The sequence below is a fragment of the Methylophilus sp. OH31 genome, assembly GCF_000576615.1.
In the GTDB taxonomy this organism is placed as follows: domain Bacteria; phylum Pseudomonadota; class Gammaproteobacteria; order Burkholderiales; family Methylophilaceae; genus Methylophilus.
The window spans coordinates 67,606-85,266 of record NZ_BAUS01000001.1 but is presented as its reverse complement, the minus strand read 5'-3'; the positions used below and the strand labels follow the sequence as shown (position 1 = coordinate 85,266).

Here is a 17,661-nt window from a genome sequence, read left to right as displayed (position 1 = left end):
AGTTCATCAGGATAGTTCATCAGGTAGTTAAAACACAGTTGAGCGATAGTCAATGAAACAATCTCACATTGAAGTAACAGAACGCATCATCGAGCGCAGCCGTCCGACCCGCAAGGCGTATTTGCAGCGTATTGATGATTACCTGAACCGTGAAAAAGGCCCGGATCGTCTGGGCTGTGCCAACGTGGCGCACGCGTTTGCGGCGATGCCACAAAACGACAAGTTCAAGATTTATGCCGAGAAACCAACGCATATTGGTATCGTCACGGCTTACAACGAAATGCTGTCTGCGCATCAGCCTTACGTGGACTATCCGGATATTATCCGTGATGAAGCCCGTAAATTGGGTGCAACCGTGCAGGTGGCAGGTGGTGTGCCAGCCATGTGTGATGGCATTACCCAGGGCGAACCAGGCATGGAGCTGAGCCTGTTCAGCCGCGACACTATTGCCATGAGTACTGCGGTTGCTTTGTCTCATGATGTATTTGATGCTTCTTTGTTGCTCGGTGTCTGTGACAAGATTGTGCCTGGCCTGTTGATCGGCGCGCTGCATTTTGGCCATTTGCCATGTGTGTTCGTGCCCGCTGGCCCGATGAGCACCGGTATCGATAACACCTCAAAATCCAAAGTCCGCGAGAAATACGCACAAGGCTTGTGTGACCGTGAAGAGTTGCTGGCGAGTGAGTCTGCGGCGTATCACGGTGCAGGTACCTGTACGTTCTACGGCACCGCCAACAGTAACCAGATGTTGCTGGAGGCGATGGGCTTGCATGTGCCTGGTGCAGCTTTTATCCATCCACACGATGGTATGCGCGAAGATTTGACGCGCGAAGCGGTGCGCCTGGTAATACAAAATACCAAAAAAGAAAAATTCGTGCCGATTGGTCGCCTGGTTGACGAACATGTGATTGTGAATGCCATGGTGGCCTTGCTGGCAACTGGTGGTTCAACTAACCATTTGATCCACTGGGTAGCCGTTGCACGTGCAGCAGGTATTATCATTGACTGGACCGACTTCCACTATCTGGCCAAGGCCACGCCTTTGCTGGCAAGTGTTTATCCGAACGGCAAAGCCGATGTCAACGAATTCCAGACCGCTGGTGGCCCTGGTTTCGTGATTCGCGAGCTGATCGAAGGTGGTTACATGTATCCTGATGTGTACACCGTCAGCGGTGGTGGCATGCGTGACTACGGTAAAAAACCGGAGAAAACAGCGGATAAACTGGTGTGGACCGACTACCCGGCTGAAAGCGGCGATGAAACCATTGTGCGTACCGCTGCACACCCATTTAATGAGTCTGGCGGCTTGCGCTTGCTCAAGGGTAACCTGGGCCGCAGCGTGATTAAAATTTCTGCAGTGCCTGAAGACCGTCATATTATTGAAGCGCCAGCCATTGTATTTGATGCACAGGAAGAGTTGCTGTCAGCGTTTGACCGTGGTGAGCTGGAAAGAGACTTTATTGCGGTGGTTCGCTTCCAGGGCCCTAAAGCGAATGGGATGCCAGAACTGCATAAACTGACACCGCCACTGGCTGTGCTGCAAAACAAAGGCTTCCGTGTCGCGATTGTGACTGACGGCCGTATGAGTGGCGCGTCTGGCAAGATTCCAGCGGCGATTCACCTGAGCCCAGAGGCGAGTGCCGGTGGTGCGATTTCCAAAATTCGCAATGGCGACATTATTCGCCTCAACGGAACGGTTGGCCAGTTGAACGTGCTGGTGGATGAAGACACCTGGGCCGAGCGCGAAGCTGAAGAGTTGAGCGATGCCAAGCGTCATCACAATGCGCACGGTTTGGGTCGTGAGTTGTTTGGTGGTATGCGTAGAAATGTGCTGTCAGCCGAAGAGGGCGCGGTCACCTGGTTGTAAATTAAAATTGCGTTGCAGTTCGCTTGCCGTACTATTCGTACTGTCTGCGCTTCTGCGCCTAGTCTTACTTAGCACTTTTAATTCACTGTTAAGCAGGCAATTGAAAAAAGTTTATTTATTTAGATAAAGATTGAGAACATGAGCACATTAGAGTTAGCTAATCATGGCCCGGTGATTCCGGTCATTGTCATCAACAAAGTGGAAGATGCCGTACCAATGGCAGAAGCCTTGTTGGAGGGCGGCGTTAAAGTACTGGAAGTGACTTTGCGTTCACCTGTCGCCCTACAAGCCATGGAACAAATCGCCAAGCACGTACCTGACGCGATTTTGGGTTCCGGTACCGTGCGTAACCTGAAAGATGCACAAGCTTCTAAAGATGTAGGTTGCCAATTTGCAGTGAGCCCAGGCTATACCACTGAGTTAGGTCAGTTTGCCCGTAAAATTGGCTTGCCATTACTGCCAGGCGTGTCTACAGGCTCTGAAATCATGATGGCGAATGCCGATGATTACTACTTTCTGAAGTTGTTCCCAGCCGTGGCTGTGGGCGGTATCAACCTGCTCAAAGGGTTTGCTGGCCCATTTGCTGACGTGAAATTCTGCCCAACCGGTGGCGTGAGCGTAGAAAGCGCACCTAACTTCCTGGCGTTGCCTAACGTGGTTGTGTGTGGCGGTACCTGGTTGACACCAGCTGATGCGGTGGCGAACAAAGACTGGGCGCACATCACCAAACTGGCGAAAGAAGCTTCAGCGATTGTGGCGGCTAAATAAGCAAGTCACCGACGCAAATCGTCTATAATGAAGGCTTGTAGCAATACAAGCCTTTTTTATTATCCAGCCTATGTCCCAACGCCCAGACCTCTCCATCTATAAAACCATCGTGCTTGACTGCGATGGCGTTGTTCTCAATAGCAACCAGACCAAAGTGGATGCTTATTACAATACGGCCAAACGCATGGGCGGTAGCGATGAGCAAGCGCAAGCCTTTGTCGATTACCATATCAAACTGGGCAGCATTCCACGTAATGACAAGATCCGTTATTACATTACCGAGATCATTAAGCAAGCGCTAACGCCTGAATTATTCCAGGCGTTTATGGATACCTTTACCGAGATTCTTGATGAGACCTTAATGCAGTGCGAAGTCGCGCCAGCGTTAATGGATTTAAAGCAAAAGACGTCACAGGCCAAGTGGATGCTGATGTCGGGCGGGGACCAGCAAGAGCTGCGGCAGATTTTTCCGCGCCGTGGCCTCGATGGTTTATTCGAGCTGGGTATTTATGGTGGGCCAACTAAAAAGAACGAGCATCTGGCGACCATGATTGCGGATGGCACCATACAATTCCCCGCTTTGTTTATCGGCGATAGTCGCTTTGACCACCAGGCATCTACAGGTGCAGGGCTGGACTTTGTGTTTTTAAGTGACTGGACTGATATGCCGGACTGGCAGGCGTATTGCACCACACATCAGGTGACTGTGGTGCCGCATATGCATGCGCTGTGATCATTGGCGATTATCACTTATGCTGAATCTATTGCACACGCCGAGCCAACTGTTGACCGATGAGCGCTTGCAGCAGATGTGCCGTGAGGGCAACATCATCGAGCAGGATCCGCGTGGTCCGAAAGTGATTCAATTGCCAGATGGTGATTTTCTCAAGATTTTCCGTGCACGCAGGGTATTCAGTGGTGCTCGCCTGTATTCACATGCCCGGCGTTTTTACCGTAATGCATTGCGCTTGCAAGCATTAGATATCCCAACGGTGACGGTGAAATCACTCTACCATTTATCGCATTCCGGCCATACGGCGGTGGTTTACCAGCCGCTGGCAGGGCAGACTTTGCGTCAGTTAATGGCTTCTGACCTGGCCAGGCTTTACCCACTCGCAGCCAAGCTGGGAACATTCCTGGCAACCATGCACGATAAAGGTGTGCATTTTCACTCCTTGCATAGCGGTAACGTGTTATTGATGCCGAATAGTGAATTTGGTTTAATTGATGTGTCTGATATGACGATTTATCCCTGGTCGCTGATGTGTGCGACGCGGATTCGCAGTTTTGTGCGTTTAGGTAAATATCATGAAGAGATGGTCGTGCTGGATAAAGCATTCTGGCAAGCTGCCATGCAGGGGTATCAGCAGGCCTCGGCAAAGGCAGCCCGTTGTGTACCGAGCATTTTAGCCAGTATTGATTATTTGCAAAGTCGATAAGCACACATGACTGATTCTAACTCCTCACCATCACAACAGGTACACCTGGAGCCAGGATATAGCCCTAGTATCAGCGGGTTTGATGACTGGATGGCTTTGCAGGGCGAAGTATTCCGTTCAGTGAAAGATCGGCAGACGCACAAAGTGATGCTGGATGGGGAGTCTATCTTCATTAAAAAACATTACGGGGTAGGCTGGGGTGAGATTCTCAAGAACCTGTTGAGCCTGAAGTGGCCGGTATTGGGCGCTCGTAATGAATGGCAAGCCATACACAAATTAGATGAGATTGGCATTGCCACAACCCCTTTGCTAGCCTATGGCGAGCGCGGTACGCATCCTGCACATAAACAGTCTTTTGTGGTGACCCGTGACCTGGGGGATATCGTGACCCTGGAAACTTTGTGTGAACCATGGCTGCAACAGCCGCCGTCGCCATATTTTAAGCGGCAACTCATTGCAAAAGTGGCAGAACTGGCCCGCTGCTTTCATGCCAATGGCATGTGGCATCGTGATTTTTATCTATGCCATTTTGCTTTACCGCGCAGCGCACTGAAAACACAAGATCTGCAATTGCATTTAATGGATTTGCATCGCGTAGAGATACATGCGCACCTGCCTGAGGATAAACGTCTCAAAGACCTGGCCGGACTTTATTTTTCCGCCATGCATATCGGTCTGACGCAACGGGATGTACTGCGGTTTCTCAAGCACTATTATCAGCAACCATTACGCCAGGTATTGATGCAACACCAATTTTTGCACTCAGTCGCACATCGTGCCAGTCAACTGGATGCAAAGTTTCAACGCAAGCGGCAAGCTGGCGTGGCGATGTAATGAAGAGTGGGGGCGTGAATTTGCAGCCAGAAATTTCCATACTGATCGTTAACTACCATACGGTGAGTGAGTTGACACGCTGCCTGCAATCATTGGCGGCGCAGCAGGGCGTGACTTATGAGGTCATCATTGTTGATAATTCGGGTGACCAAAACGAGCAACAACAGTTAGAGGCACTCGGTAATGTCCAGGTCCGCTGTATTTTCAGTGAACAAAATCTGGGGTTTGGCCGCGCCAACAACCTGGCCGCCAATCATGCCACGGCTGCGTTGCTGCTGATCCTCAATCCGGATACTACTTTGCAGGACGTGACATTGTTGCGTCGTTATATAGACCGGTTCAAAACTGGCCACGATGCAATGCTGGCGCCATTGATTGTGGAGTCAGAAAAGCAAAAGCTGGTGTATCCGCGCACACGTTATCCTTCGCAGCAATTATGCCGGAAAACGGATTTTTCAGCGCTGGCAGGTGATGTGGCCTGGGTGTTGGGGGCATGCATGATGATGCGGCGTGAAGATTATCTGCGTATTGATGGTTTTGACAGTGATTATTTTATGTATGGCGAAGACACTGACATATGCTGGCGTATCCGCGCGATGCTGGGTCCGATTGGATTTGATGAGACTTTGGCTGTGCATCATATTGGCGGCGCCAGTGAAAAGCAGGCCATTAGTTTTGCCAAGTGGATGCGTAAGCGGAAGGGGCAATATTTGTTTTTCAGAAAACGCTATCATGCAGTAGATGTACAACGCATTGCGTTGAAGCAGCGTGCGCGAGCAAGCTTCAAACTTGCCAGAAATGCATTATTGAATTTATGTCTGGGTCTATCTGCCCGGCGTCTCGATGATGATGCGCGGGCAACGGCAACACTGGCAGTGACTGCCGAGGTGCTCGCTCCGATAGTGAAAAGCTAGTCAGCTGTGGTCTGGCGTTTCCGGTAAATCAGCACTTTGGACTTTTTCTTCCAGCCATAGAGCGTATGAATATGTTCAAAATCCGCGTTTAGCCTGCGTTGAACAGATTGCTCATAGTCAGCTTTATCATCGGCAATGCTGATCATCAGGTAGTTGTAGTTTTTGATGCTGCCGGTAGCTAGTAATGACTCCACAAGCTTATGCGATGGAATACGCTCCATAAACGGCTGTTGCGCGTAAAAACGGGCATTTTCGGTGTCATACAATACAGATTGTTGATGCGGAGTGATAGATTGCAAGTACTCTACAGCCGCTCTGTCCAGGTCTACCCGGCCTGAGTCATGCAGATTGACCACCAGCATGCCAGCGAATAACAGCAGCAGGCCACGCTTTCCCCATGCTGAGGCTTTGACATATAGATATTCAACACAGAATGCACCAATCACCAACATGACAATGCCCGAGGCGATAACATAACGGCTCGACAGTACAAAGGCATTCATAATAATCAACACGCTGGTGATGAACCCAAGCATCAGGTGCAGGCTGAATAAATGTCGTGCGTGATAGTGGATATTTTTCCATGCTTTTCGCCCGGCAATCATGATCAAGAGTACTGGCCAACCGGCAACTTTGAGTGTCTTGTTCACTGTAATCAGAATCAGAACACTCCATATGGCAAATTGACTGTAGTTATCCAAATGATGCCCCAGAATCTGTTTGCCCATCAGGTCACCTTTGTCCTGAATAAACTGCAGACGCTCAATCAGGCCTTGTTGTAACAGGTAGATAATTTCCTGCAGTCGCCCAAGGTGTGCAATTTCCACGATGCCAATGATGACTGCCGCCGTGAGAAGTAATCCGCAGCATAATGGAATGCTCACGCTATGTACCATTTTGTACAAACGCTTACGCAAGGGCAGTGTATGGCATGTCAATAGCGTCAGTAGTGGTAAGGCAAAGTAAACAATCGCCTCCAGGCGGAACAGCATCGCCACAATGATCGCAGCTTGAAAGTAATAAGCATCTGCCACTTTGCTGCGTTGCATGTAACGCAGCAGGAATAATAATGCCCAGGTCAGGCTTGCCCAGAACCCTTCATCGCGTAACAACATGCCTAGAATATCGCCAACGATATATTGAGTGGATAGCAGTAGTAGGCTGCCCCAGCACATGGTCTTGATGGTACCGCCAGCTTGCAGGATCAGTAATGAAAATCCCCAGCTAAACAAGGTGAATAGCGCAATATTAATCAGTTGCGCGGTCGTATGGATATCCAATCCGGTGGCTATATGCCCAAGCGTCAGCAAAGCAGGGTACAGTAACCAGGGGAATAAATCGTATGCAGCTTGCCATTGCCCGTCAGCAAGCAGGCGGGCGACTTCAAAATAAAGCAGTGAGTCATCATTTACCCAGCCGTGCTGTACATAAGTGATGCGTAAAGCAACCAGAGCAGACAGCGCAATCAGAATCGCGATATATTGATTGGGACGAAGCGCCGCAGCATAACGGCTGGCTTGGACGATTAGTGATTTAATGAGTGACATGGATATCAGCAATAATCGTAGACGGAGAGATTTGTTTTAAACAGTTTAAATGCCCCAGCGGGCACACGCGTTCAAAACATGGGCTGCATGAAAGCCCAAGGTATTCCACCACTGCATCCGGGTGCATGGGGGGCGTATGCTTGGGGTCAGACGAGCCATAAATCGCAATCAGTTTTTTATCTAGCGCTGCTGCGACATGCATAAGGCCTGAATCATTACTGATCACGGTATGGCACAGTGACATTAAATCAATGGCTTCGCCCAGTTTGGTGCCGCCAGCCAGATCCACGCAGCGTTGTTGGGTGAGTTGCTGGATGTTGGCCGTGACCGGTTTGTCTTTTTCTGAGCCAAACAGCCATACTTGCCAGCCTTGGTTCAGGGCATGGTTTGCCACTTGCGCGTAGTATTCCGCAGGCCAGCGTTTGGCTTCGCCATATTCTGCCCCTGGGCATAAGCCAAACACGGGTTTGCCAGTGTTTACAATATTGAATGTTTTTAATAACGTGCTGGCATGTGCCGGGTCAGATCGTAATGCTGGTTGCGGTAATTGTGCGGGCAGGGCAGCATTTTTTTGCAAGCTAAGTGCGACAAAGCGCTCCACGGTTTTTTTAAGCACTGTTTTATCCAGTGGACGCATATCATTCACCAGGCCATAGCGCATTTCGCCTTTAAAGCCGGTGCGGACGGGAATCTTGGCCGCCCACGGCAGAATCGCTGATTTAAGGCTGTTAGTGAGCAAGATCGCTTGCGTAAACCCTTGTCCTGCCAATGAACGGCCGAATTGGAAGCGTTCACGCAACGCCAGGTCGCCATGTTTAAACGGTAGGGCAATGGCTTGTGACACTTCCGGCATCCTGTCCAGCAATGGCATGGTCCAGGCTGGTGCGGCAACGGATATTTGGCAATTTGGTTGCTCGATTTTGAGCTGTTTGAACAGGCTTTGCGCCAACACCATGTCGCCTACCCATGACGGGCCCATCACCAGTATCTTATTCATGCGTGCAGTTTTTTAATCAGGTTGGTGGTGCTGCGACCTTCTACGAGGTCGATCAGGGCAATTTCACCTCCCCACGACAGCACCTCTTTGCCGCCTACCACTTGCTCAGCAGTATAGTCACTGCCTTTGGCAATCACGGCTGGTTGGATGGCATTGATCAGCGCGAGCGGGGTATCTTCGTCAAACAGGATGACAGCATCAATAGACTCTAGTGCCGCCAGGACACGGGCGCGATCCTGTTCATTAACCACTGGCCGCGTCGGGCCTTTTAACGCAGAGACTGAGCGATCGGTATTCAAGCCCAGGATCAGTTTGTCTCCGCGTTTTTTAGCGCCTTCAAGGTAGGTGACATGCCCGGCGTGCAATAAGTCAAAGCAGCCGTTGGTAAAGACGATTTTTTGTCCTTGTTGTTTCCATGCTGCGACTTTTTGCAGCAGGCCTGGCAATTCGCATACTTTATGTGCTTGTTCGCTGCCTTGTGCGGTGGCAATGGCGTCTACCAGGTCAGCCTTGGTAATCGGCACGGTGCCTACTTTGCCGACAACGACACCGGCAGCAATATTGGCGAGTGACAAACTATCTAGCGCACTCAAGCCATGCATGAGCCCGGCTGCCAGTGTGGCAATCACGGTATCGCCCGCGCCAGATACATCAAACACTTGTTTGGCCGTGGCGCTTAAATGATCGGTGCGGTCAGCAATCAGGGTAATGCCTTCTTCACCACGTGTGACGGCCAGGAAATCCAGCGCCAAACGGGACTTGAGTGCAGTGGCCTTATCTATGAGTGCTGCGTCATGGACTTGCGTATCGCAGGCCTCGGCCGTTTCTTTTTTGTTGGGCGTGAGCGCCGTCGCACCACGATATTTGTCATAGTTGCGCCCTTTAGGGTCGACCAATACCGGGATGTTATGTTGGCGACAATGATGAATCACATGCTGGCATAGTGGCTCGGTCAGCAAGCCCTTGGCGTAGTCTGACAGAATCACCAGCGCCGGTTGTTGCGCCAGGGCTGTGTTAATAGTTTCAGTTGCGGTTTTTGCTTCTGCCGCTGAGAGTTCAGTGGTGATTTCCTGATCCAGACGCATCATTTGCTGATGCCCGCCCAGAATACGTGTTTTGGCAATAGTGGGGCGCGTGGCTGTGTTGATCATGGCCGACGTATCTATGCCACAGCCTTGCATGGCTGCCAGTAATAGCTGGCCTTCATTATCGGCTCCCACCAGGCCTACCATACGGGTTTTGATACCCAGCAGCGCCAGGTTGGCCGCGACATTGGCCGCGCCGCCTGCGCGTTGTTGCTCTGATTTGATCAGGACTACCGGCACCGGTGCTTCAGGTGAAATGCGGTTGACCTCACCCATCAGGTAACGGTCCAGCATCACATCGCCAATGACCAGCGCATGCTGTTTTTGTTCGCCAAAATGGGCAACCAGCGTTGCCGTGTTGTTATTCAATGCCGTTGCAGTCATCAGGATTCCAGAATTTCACACAGGCAGTGACCAATGAAAATATGCGCTTCCTGAATGCGGGCGGTGACGCTGGAGGGAACGACGATATTGTGTGTACAAAGCACATTCAATTTGCCGCCGCTACCGCCAGTCAAGCCTATGGTTGTTGCGCCAATGTCATTAGCAGCTTCAATCGCACGTACCACATTGGCACTGTTACCACTGGTGGTCAGGCCAATCAGGATATCTTCGGGGCGGCAAAGTGCTTCGACCTGGCGAGCAAAAATGTAGTCATAACCATAATCATTGCCAACGGAGGTGAGAATCGAAGTATCTGTCGTCAGCGCGATAGAAGGCAGGCCTTTACGCTCTTTTTTAAAGCGGCCAACGATCTCGGCTGCAATATGCTGGCTATCTGCGGCGCTGCCGCCGTTACCGCACAGCAACACCTTGCCGCCACGCTGAATACAGTCGCGCAGCAAATTGCCAACATCGCTAATCAGCGGGAATAGCGGTTCCAATGCCTGAAACATCGCTACATGTGCCGCGTGCTCACCTTTAAGATATTCAATATGATTCATATCGCTCACAATTTCTGAAGGAGGTTATGCGTAAGGGTCGTCCTGCCGCAAATAATTCTGCACGTAGTCCTTCACGCCTTCTTCCAGTGTGGTAAATGGCTTTTTATAACCCGCATCGCGCAGCTTTTTCATCTCTGCCTGCGTAAAGTACTGATATTTGCCCTGGAGATCTTGCGGCATATCAATATAAGTAATATTGGGTTCGCGATCCATGCTGGTCATCACATTGGTCGCTAGGTCTTTAAAGCTGCGTGCTTGCCCGGTGCCGATATTGTAAATCGCATTCGCCGCTGGTTTGTTTTTCAACGCAGCCTCAAGGAAAAATCCCATCACATCTGCGACGTCTTTCACATAGACAAAGTCACGCAGTTGCATGCCGTCTTCCACGTCCGCCTTGGTACCTTTAAACAAACGCATGGTGCCGGTTTCTTTAAACTGGTTAAAGGTGTGGTAAGCCACGCTGGCCATGCGTTCTTTATGGTATTCGTTTGGCCCATAGACATTGAAAAACTTGAATCCTGCCCATGCGGGAGGTGTGATCTGTTTTTGCGCGACTTGCTGCAACACCCACTGGTCAAAAAAGTGTTTCGAATAGCCATAGCCATTCAAGGGGCGCAGGTTTTCAATGCTGGCATCATCGTAGCCTTGCTCACCGCCGCCATAGGTCGCGGCAGAGCTGGCGTAAAAGAAGGGGACTTCATATTCCGCACACCAAGACCACAAGTCCTGCGAATAATGCATATTATCCGCCACCAGCTTGTTAAAGTCGCGCTCGGTGGTCGCGCTGATGGCACCCATATGAATCACGGCTGTGATGTCGTCGTTATCTTCCAGAAAGTCGAACAACTGGTCTTTGTCCAGGTATTCGGCATAGTGCCTGTGCACCAGGTTTTGCCACTGGTTTTCATGTGTGATGCGGTCAACAATTACCAGATCTTGCCGGCCCAGTTTGTTGTTCAAATGCCAGGCCATGATAGAGCCAATCATGCCTGCACCACCGGTGATAATGATCATAGGGGAACGATAAAAACGTTAAAACGCGATTATAACGCGTAATCGGCGAGGGCTGGCATAGGAATCGGTAGGCTTTGAATGTATCAATACTTCATGCATGTCAATCAATCGTTATCACTATGTAGCTTATGCTGGAGACTTTTGCGCGGGCAATGACACTGTATAAACCCAGGTCAATTCAGCCTTAATTGCCTTGCCCCAAGGGGCTATAGACATGTTCCTATCATAAGCTTACAATCGCCGGGCAATTCTTATTATTAAATATAATTTATGGGGAGGGTGTTATGAAATTCTTGAAACAACGCAGTATCGCTCTATCAATCTTTGTTGCTTTATTTTCAACCAATACGTTTGCTGATACATTAGACTTCACAACGTTAGTACACGGCGCTCAAGGCTCCACTGTTCTGGTATTCCCGCAGGCTACCATCACATCTTTCGGGTCAGATATTTACGTTGGTGCGTCAGGCATAGACAGCGAAATCTGCGCTCTGACGGCAGGTTTTAACTGCCAGGCAGACTTGCAAGTTGACTTTACAGCAGCAGTGAATAATCTCTCGTTTGTGCTTGCCGGTTACGATAGTGGTGACCATCTGGATATTAACATTTTCAGTGGCGCTTCTTTACTCGGCACCATTGCACGTGAGTCAAACGGTTTGGTTGATTTAAGCGCCTATTCAAACATCACAAAACTGTATTTTGATGACTCCTCGACAGGTGCTGGCTTCAGCTACGATAAATTTCAGTTTACGGTTGCAAACGTGCCAGAGCCAGAAACCTATGGCATGCTGTTGGCCGGACTGGGATTGTTAGGTTTTGCCACTCGCCGCAAACAAGCCTGATCATTAAACTATCCGTCAGTAGTAAAAAAAGCGTAATTTAATTACGCTTTTTTTATGTCTACTTTATGTCCGAGAGCTATTTTTCAGCACCCATCGCCAAAGCACGTTGCTTACTTGCTTGCGCCTCAGCTTCTGCTTGCACCTGATTGAAGTCATCACTCACCCAACCCTGCAAATGCTCCAGTGCAATATCGCGCATGGCTTCAATCCACACAGGTTCATTATTCAGCGCCGGGATATAGTGATAATCACCACCGCCCACAGACTGAAATAAATGTTTGCCTTCCATGGCAATTTCTTCCAGGGTTTCCAGGCAGTCACTGCTAAACCCGGGGCAGACGACGTCTATGCGTTTGAGTTGCTGTTTGCCTAAGGCGTCCAGTGTGTTGGCGAGGTAGGGTTGCAGCCATTCCTGGCGGCCAAAGCGGGATTGGAAGCCGACTTCATATTGTACTTTGCTTAAGCCTAAAGCCTCGGCCAGCAAGCGAGCGGTTTTATGGCATTCACAGTGGTAGGGGTCGCCTTTAAGCAGGTGAAATTTAGGCACGCCGTGAAAGCTCATGACCAGTTTTTCGGGTTTGCCGTGTTGTTTCCAGTAGGTTTGGATATGGCTGGCCAGGGCTTGAATGTAGCGCGGGTGGTCGTGGTAGTGTTTGATGGTGCGAATGGCGGGCACGTTGCGTATTTTAAGCAGCACGCGCCACACCGCATCCAGCGCGGCCGCCGTGCTGCTGGCGGCGTATTGCGGGTAGAGCGGGAATACGAGGATGCGGTCACAACCTTGTGCTTTGAGTGACTCAATCGCGCTTTGCATGCTGGGATTGCCGTAGGTCATGCCTAATTCGACGGCAAATGGCGAGTTGATTTTTTGTGACAGGTATCCTTGCAGCAGTTTTTTTTGTTGCACGGCATAGACCATCAATGGTGAGCCGTCTTTGCGCCAGATGCTGGCGTATTTTTCGGCAGATTTTTTGGGCCTGACGATTAAAATAATGCCGTGTAGGATGCACCACCAGATCAGGCGCGGGATTTCGACCACGCGTCTGTCCATCAGAAACTGTTGCAGGTAGGGACGTAATGCCTTGGCTGTCGGCGCTTCTGGTGTACCGAGGTTGGCTAACAATATCCCCACTTTTGGTTGGCTGCCGTGGGTGTAGGCAGGCTCTGGCTGGTAATAGGTCATACGGGCATTTTAAGCGAATAAAAGCCTATATGACGCTTGCCAGTGAAAAAAGTGCGGCAACCGCTAATACTCTGTCAGCGGTTGCTTGGAGAATTTTCAGGCCGTATTATTTTTTGTTGATCTGGTTACCGATCACGCCACCGATGGCGGCACCGCCAACCGTACCAATGGCGCTACCACCGGTTAACACAGCACCGCCGACTGCACCAATCCCTGCGCCTAAGGCTGTACTTTTACCGCGTGTGCTCATGGAGCCACAGGCCGTAGTGCTCAGGCACAATGCTAACAGTACAGACCAGATAAGTGATTTATGCAAAGATTTTTGATTTACGCTGTTCATTTTGATCTCTCCACAATAAGTAAATAGTGTGGTCAGTATATAAAAGTGGCCGTTTAGGTTGTAGCAGGTTAAAGCTGATAGTGATGTCAGAGTCTTCTGACAAATGTAAAGAAGCTGGCTACTGGTTTGATAATGCGTTCGATAGCAATTTGGCGGTCACATCAACAATCGGGATAATGCGCTCATAGGCCATGCGCGTCGGTCCAATGACGCCCAAGGTGCCCACAACTTGGCCATCTACTTCATACGGCGAGGTCACCAGACTGCATTCATCCAGCGGCAGATAGCCACTTTCACCACCAATAAAAATCTGCACGCCATCTGCGCGCTGGCTATGATCGAGCAATTGCATGAGTGCGGTGCGGCGCTCAAAAATCTCAAATAGTTTGCGCAGGCTGCCAACGTTGGTGGATAACTCATCCACTTGTAGTAAATTGCGTTCCCCGGCAATGACCACGGTTTCTTGCTCTGAGGATTCAGGCTGGCTGGCGGCCTCGAGTGCGGCGGACATCAGGCGGTTGATATCCACCTGCATTTGCTGCAGTTCTTGTTTGAGCTTGGTTTGTACTTCTTCGAGCGAAAGCCCGCGGCAATAGCTGTTAAAGTAATTGCTGGCGGCGGTGAGCTCGCTGGCACTAAACGCTTTGTCGGTGAGCAAAATACGGTTTTGTACCTGGCCATCTTCAGTCACCAGAATCACCAAGATTTTCTTGTCGTTTAAGTGCAGAAATTCCAGGTGCTTCAACACGTTACGTGTGCGTTTCGGGATCATCACCAAGCCGGCAAACTGGGTCAGTTGTGACAGCATATCGGCGGCACTGTTGATCAGCGCTTGCTGGTTAGGCGAGGATAAGCCGCTTTTCAGTTGCGTCATGGCGCGCTGGTCCAGTGGTTGCACCGTCATCAGCGAATCGACAAACAGGCGGTAGCCTTTTTTAGTGGGCACCCTGCCAGCCGAAGTATGCGGACTGGTAATAAACCCTAATTGTTCGAGGTCACTCATCACGTTGCGGATGGTCGCCGGACTGACGTCGAGGCCTGAATGTTGAAGCAGGGTACGGGAGCCGATAGGCTGCCCCTCACTGATGTAATGTTCCACCAGCGTTTTTAGCAAAATTTGCGCGCGTTTATCCACTTTTAACCACCTTGTTGCTGTGTTTCAAATTTTGCACCATTTACGCTCAGGATAACAGCCCCTTGCGCTTTTCAGTTGTGGGCTTCTATGCTTTAATGCGGCCATGCAATCTACATTCCGTTCCGTTGCCATTGTTGGAAAATACATGGATGCCATCGCCTTGCAGCACATGCAAAGTGATTTGACCCGCTTGGCGCATCACCTGCTGTCTCAGGGCTTGCATGTTTGTATTGAAGAGCGCACGGCACAATTTGTGGATGATGAAGGTTTTGAACTGGCTAGCCTGGATGATATAGGCAGCAAGGCTGACCTGGTGGTCGTGATGGGCGGCGATGGCACCATGCTGAGTGTGGGCCGCGCCTTGCGCGATACCGGCGTGCCACTCATCGGCATTAATCGTGGCCGCCTCGGTTTTTTGACCGACTTGCAAACCGATCACATGCTGGTCGAAATTGATAAAATCCTGCAAGGAGAGTGTCAGCTGGAGTCTCGCATGTTGCTGCAATCAGTGGTGACACGTGCCGGGCAGGCCATAGAACACACCGTTGCTTTGAATGATGTGGTGATTAAAAGCGCTTTCCGTCTGATTGAGCTGGAAGTACATGTGGATGGACAATTTGTCTCGCGTCAGCGGTCTGATGGCCTGATTCTCACCACCCCAACGGGCACCACGGCATATGGTTTGTCTGCGGGTGGCCCGATTATGCATCCGGATCTGGAAGCGATTTCGATTGTGCCTATCAGCCCGCATACGCTTAGTTACCGGCCGATTACAGTGCCAGCATGTAGCGTGATTGAGGTGATAGTGGTGAATGCCGCCGATGCCCAAATCAGTTACGATGGACAGGGACAATATCCGCTGATGGTGGGAGATCATGTGCGCATTGAACGTGCGCCACAAGAAATTCAACTGGTACATCCCAAAGATTATTGTTATTTTGATATGTTGCGTAACAAATTAAACTGGGGCTAACCAGGCCCGTACAAAAAGCCCATGCTACAAGCCCTTTCTATCCGAGATTTTGTGATTGTTGATACGCTGGAACTAGAGTTCTCAGCGGGATATACCGCGCTCACCGGCGAGACCGGGGCAGGTAAGTCAATTCTGATTGATGCTTTGTCTTTGAGCTTGGGCGCACGTAATGAAGGCGATGTGACGCGCAAAGGCTGCGAAAAGGCCGAAATTTCCACCACCTTCGATATCCGCAATAATCTGCCAGCGCGCGAGTGGCTGCAAGCGCAAGAAATCGATGTCGACGATGCCCTGATTTTACGCCGTGTCATTTATGCCGATGGCCGTAGCCGTGCGTTTATCAATGGTGCGTCGGCCACCGTTGGCCAATTGCGCGACATTGGCGAAAACCTGATTGATATCTATAGCCAGAATGCGCACCACTCCTTACTGAAAGTTGCTACCCAGCGCGAGATTCTGGATGCTTATGCGCAAGCAACGCCATTAGCCAAGCAAGTTGGCGCACTGTATAAAGAGTGGTCGCAGCTGCATCAGCAACAATTGGCGTATGAAAAAAATGCCAGCCAGTTTGCCGATGAGTTGGCCGTATTGCGCGATAGCACGCGTGAGCTCAAACAATTGGGGTTTGCCATTGAAGAATGGGCAACGTTGCAGCAAGAGCATGCCCGGCTGAGCAATGGTGCCAGCCTGCTCAGTGGCATGGAAGCCAGTCTGCAGATGATGAGCGAAGGCGATGAAGTGAATGCGCTGGATTTACTGTCGCAAGCGCAAGCCAGACTGGCGGAGCTGCAGGCGATTGATATCGGTTTGCAGCCTATGCTAGAAACGCTCGATTCTGCCGTGGTGCAGTTGGAAGAAGCCAGCCGTGCCTTGAATCGTTACTTGCAGAAAAGTGAACTGGATCCGGCGCGCCTGGCCGAAGTGGAGTCGCGCATACAGGCGATTCATGGTGCTGCGCGTAAATTCCGCGTTAAACCAGATGAGTTGCCAGATTTATTGGCCGCGCAATTGGGCCGCATGGCTGAGCTGGAAAGCTTTGCGGATGATGGTGCCTTGGCAAAGCAGGTGCAAGCCGCCTGGCAAAGCTATCAAGCGCAGGCTGCGCAGCTGTCATCTATCAGGCAGCAAGCGGCGAACAAGCTGGCAAAAACCATTAGCGAACAAATGCAGGCTTTATCATTAAAAGGTGGCCAGTTTGCTGTTGCTTTAACCCCAGGAGAACCTGCGGCACATGGCCTGGAGCAGGTTGAATTTCTGGTCGCCGGTCATGCCGGGGTGGAGCCGCGTCCACTCAATAAAGTCGCTTCCGGTGGTGAGTTATCGCGTATCAGCCTGGCCTTGCAGGTGACCACGGCCTCATTAGGCACTGTGCCATGCATGATTTTTGATGAGGTCGATGTCGGTATCGGCGGCGGCGTGGCGGAGGTGGTTGGCAAACTACTAAGTCAGTTGGGTCAGCACAGGCAGGTACTGGTGATTACCCATTTAGCGCAAGTGGCTGCGCAGGCGCAACAACATTGGCAAGTCAGCAAGGCCGAACAGCAGGGCACGACCTTGAGCAGGATTCGCACGCTGGATGCACATGAGCGTGTAGAAGAAGTTGCCCGCATGTTGGGCGGCTTGCAGATCACCGAAACCACGCGCGATCATGCGCGGGAAATGTTACAGGCTAATCTGGCCTGATTGCTTCAATGCATGGTCGCACATGGTGTGTGGCTATAGCGCTTGCAGATGTATTTGCAAGTCGCCGTTTATTTCTCCTGATGTTTATTTTCTCTC

17 protein-coding genes are annotated in these 17,661 nt (G+C 50.7%); 9 read left to right on the top strand and 8 right to left on the bottom strand.

The window, feature by feature from the left end:
• The first annotated feature begins 52 nt into the window (after positions 1-52).
• The 6 genes from edd to OH31_RS00330 all read left to right on the top strand — a co-directional run bounded on the left by edd (position 53) and on the right by OH31_RS00330 (position 5,822).
• Positions 53-1,867 carry a phosphogluconate dehydratase gene (edd, locus tag OH31_RS00355; protein WP_019882800.1) on the top strand — a complete coding sequence of 605 codons (1,815 nt, stop codon included), beginning with the start codon at positions 53-55 and terminating at the stop codon, positions 1,865-1,867.
• Positions 1,868-2,005: 138 nt separating this feature from the next.
• A complete protein-coding gene (gene eda / locus OH31_RS00350; protein ID WP_019882798.1) occupies positions 2,006-2,635 on the top strand; it encodes a bifunctional 4-hydroxy-2-oxoglutarate aldolase/2-dehydro-3-deoxy-phosphogluconate aldolase in 630 nt (209 codons plus the stop codon).
• Positions 2,636-2,705: 70 nt separating this feature from the next.
• Entirely contained in the window at positions 2,706-3,368 is a 663-nt protein-coding gene (locus OH31_RS00345) for an HAD family hydrolase (RefSeq protein ID WP_024929156.1), read from the top strand.
• A gap of 19 nt (positions 3,369-3,387) precedes the next feature.
• Entirely contained in the window at positions 3,388-4,074 is a 687-nt protein-coding gene (locus OH31_RS00340; protein WP_024929155.1) for a hypothetical protein, read from the top strand.
• Positions 4,075-4,080: 6 nt separating this feature from the next.
• Positions 4,081-4,908, top strand: coding sequence for a lipopolysaccharide core heptose(I) kinase RfaP (gene rfaP / locus OH31_RS00335; protein WP_242402143.1), 828 nt, complete (start codon positions 4,081-4,083; stop codon positions 4,906-4,908).
• Positions 4,908-5,822 (top strand): glycosyltransferase family 2 protein, encoded by a 915-nt coding sequence (locus OH31_RS00330; RefSeq protein ID WP_024929153.1) that lies wholly within the window; start codon positions 4,908-4,910, stop codon positions 5,820-5,822. Before rfaP ends, OH31_RS00330 begins: the two co-directional genes overlap by 1 nt.
• Here OH31_RS00330 and OH31_RS00325 read toward each other — a convergent pair.
• From OH31_RS00325 to rfaD, 5 genes are read right to left on the bottom strand one after another with little or no spacing between them, the layout of a single operon-like run.
• On the bottom strand, positions 5,819-7,369 hold the full coding sequence (locus OH31_RS00325) for a hypothetical protein (protein WP_024929152.1): 1,551 nt from the start codon (positions 7,367-7,369) through the stop codon (positions 5,819-5,821). The two genes, OH31_RS00330 and OH31_RS00325, sit on opposite strands and share 4 nt — an antisense overlap.
• Positions 7,356-8,366, bottom strand: coding sequence for a lipopolysaccharide heptosyltransferase II (waaF, locus tag OH31_RS00320; protein ID WP_024929151.1), 1,011 nt, complete (start codon positions 8,364-8,366; stop codon positions 7,356-7,358). The genes OH31_RS00325 and waaF overlap by 14 nt, the downstream gene beginning before the upstream one ends.
• Positions 8,363-9,835: a D-glycero-beta-D-manno-heptose-7-phosphate kinase gene (gene rfaE1 / locus OH31_RS00315; RefSeq protein ID WP_024929150.1), complete on the bottom strand. Its 1,473-nt coding sequence runs from the start codon at positions 9,833-9,835 to the stop codon at positions 8,363-8,365. Before rfaE1 ends, waaF begins: the two co-directional genes overlap by 4 nt.
• Positions 9,835-10,395, bottom strand: a complete 561-nt coding sequence (locus OH31_RS00310; RefSeq protein ID WP_019882790.1) for an SIS domain-containing protein — start codon at positions 10,393-10,395, stop codon at positions 9,835-9,837. The genes rfaE1 and OH31_RS00310 overlap by 1 nt, the downstream gene beginning before the upstream one ends.
• A 24-nt stretch (positions 10,396-10,419) precedes the next feature.
• Complete coding sequence (gene rfaD / locus OH31_RS00305) at positions 10,420-11,409, bottom strand: ADP-glyceromanno-heptose 6-epimerase (protein WP_024929149.1); 990 nt, start codon at positions 11,407-11,409, stop codon at positions 10,420-10,422.
• A gap of 284 nt (positions 11,410-11,693) precedes the next feature.
• Here rfaD and OH31_RS00300 point away from each other — a divergent pair, with 284 nt between their 5' ends.
• On the top strand, positions 11,694-12,251 hold the full coding sequence (locus OH31_RS00300) for a PEP-CTERM sorting domain-containing protein (protein ID WP_024929148.1): 558 nt from the start codon (positions 11,694-11,696) through the stop codon (positions 12,249-12,251).
• 76 nt (positions 12,252-12,327) lie between these two features.
• Here the strand turns inward: OH31_RS00300 and hemH are convergent, their stop codons facing one another.
• The 3 genes from hemH to hrcA all read right to left on the bottom strand — a co-directional run bounded on the left by hemH (position 12,328) and on the right by hrcA (position 14,909).
• Complete coding sequence (gene hemH, locus OH31_RS00295) at positions 12,328-13,434, bottom strand: ferrochelatase (RefSeq protein WP_024929147.1); 1,107 nt, start codon at positions 13,432-13,434, stop codon at positions 12,328-12,330.
• Positions 13,435-13,540: 106 nt separating this feature from the next.
• Positions 13,541-13,774, bottom strand: coding sequence for a glycine zipper 2TM domain-containing protein (locus tag OH31_RS00290; RefSeq protein WP_019882785.1), 234 nt, complete (start codon positions 13,772-13,774; stop codon positions 13,541-13,543).
• 118 nt (positions 13,775-13,892) lie between these two features.
• Positions 13,893-14,909 (bottom strand): heat-inducible transcriptional repressor HrcA, encoded by a 1,017-nt coding sequence (gene hrcA, locus OH31_RS00285; RefSeq protein ID WP_024929145.1) that lies wholly within the window; start codon positions 14,907-14,909, stop codon positions 13,893-13,895.
• A 103-nt stretch (positions 14,910-15,012) separates the two neighbouring features.
• Between hrcA and OH31_RS00280 the strand changes: the two genes are divergently transcribed.
• Positions 15,013-15,882, top strand: a complete 870-nt coding sequence (locus OH31_RS00280; RefSeq protein WP_024929144.1) for an NAD(+) kinase — start codon at positions 15,013-15,015, stop codon at positions 15,880-15,882.
• Positions 15,883-15,903: 21 nt separating this feature from the next.
• Positions 15,904-17,565 carry a DNA repair protein RecN gene (recN, locus tag OH31_RS00275; protein WP_024929143.1) on the top strand — a complete coding sequence of 554 codons (1,662 nt, stop codon included), beginning with the start codon at positions 15,904-15,906 and terminating at the stop codon, positions 17,563-17,565.
• Positions 17,566-17,661: the final 96 nt, after the last annotated feature.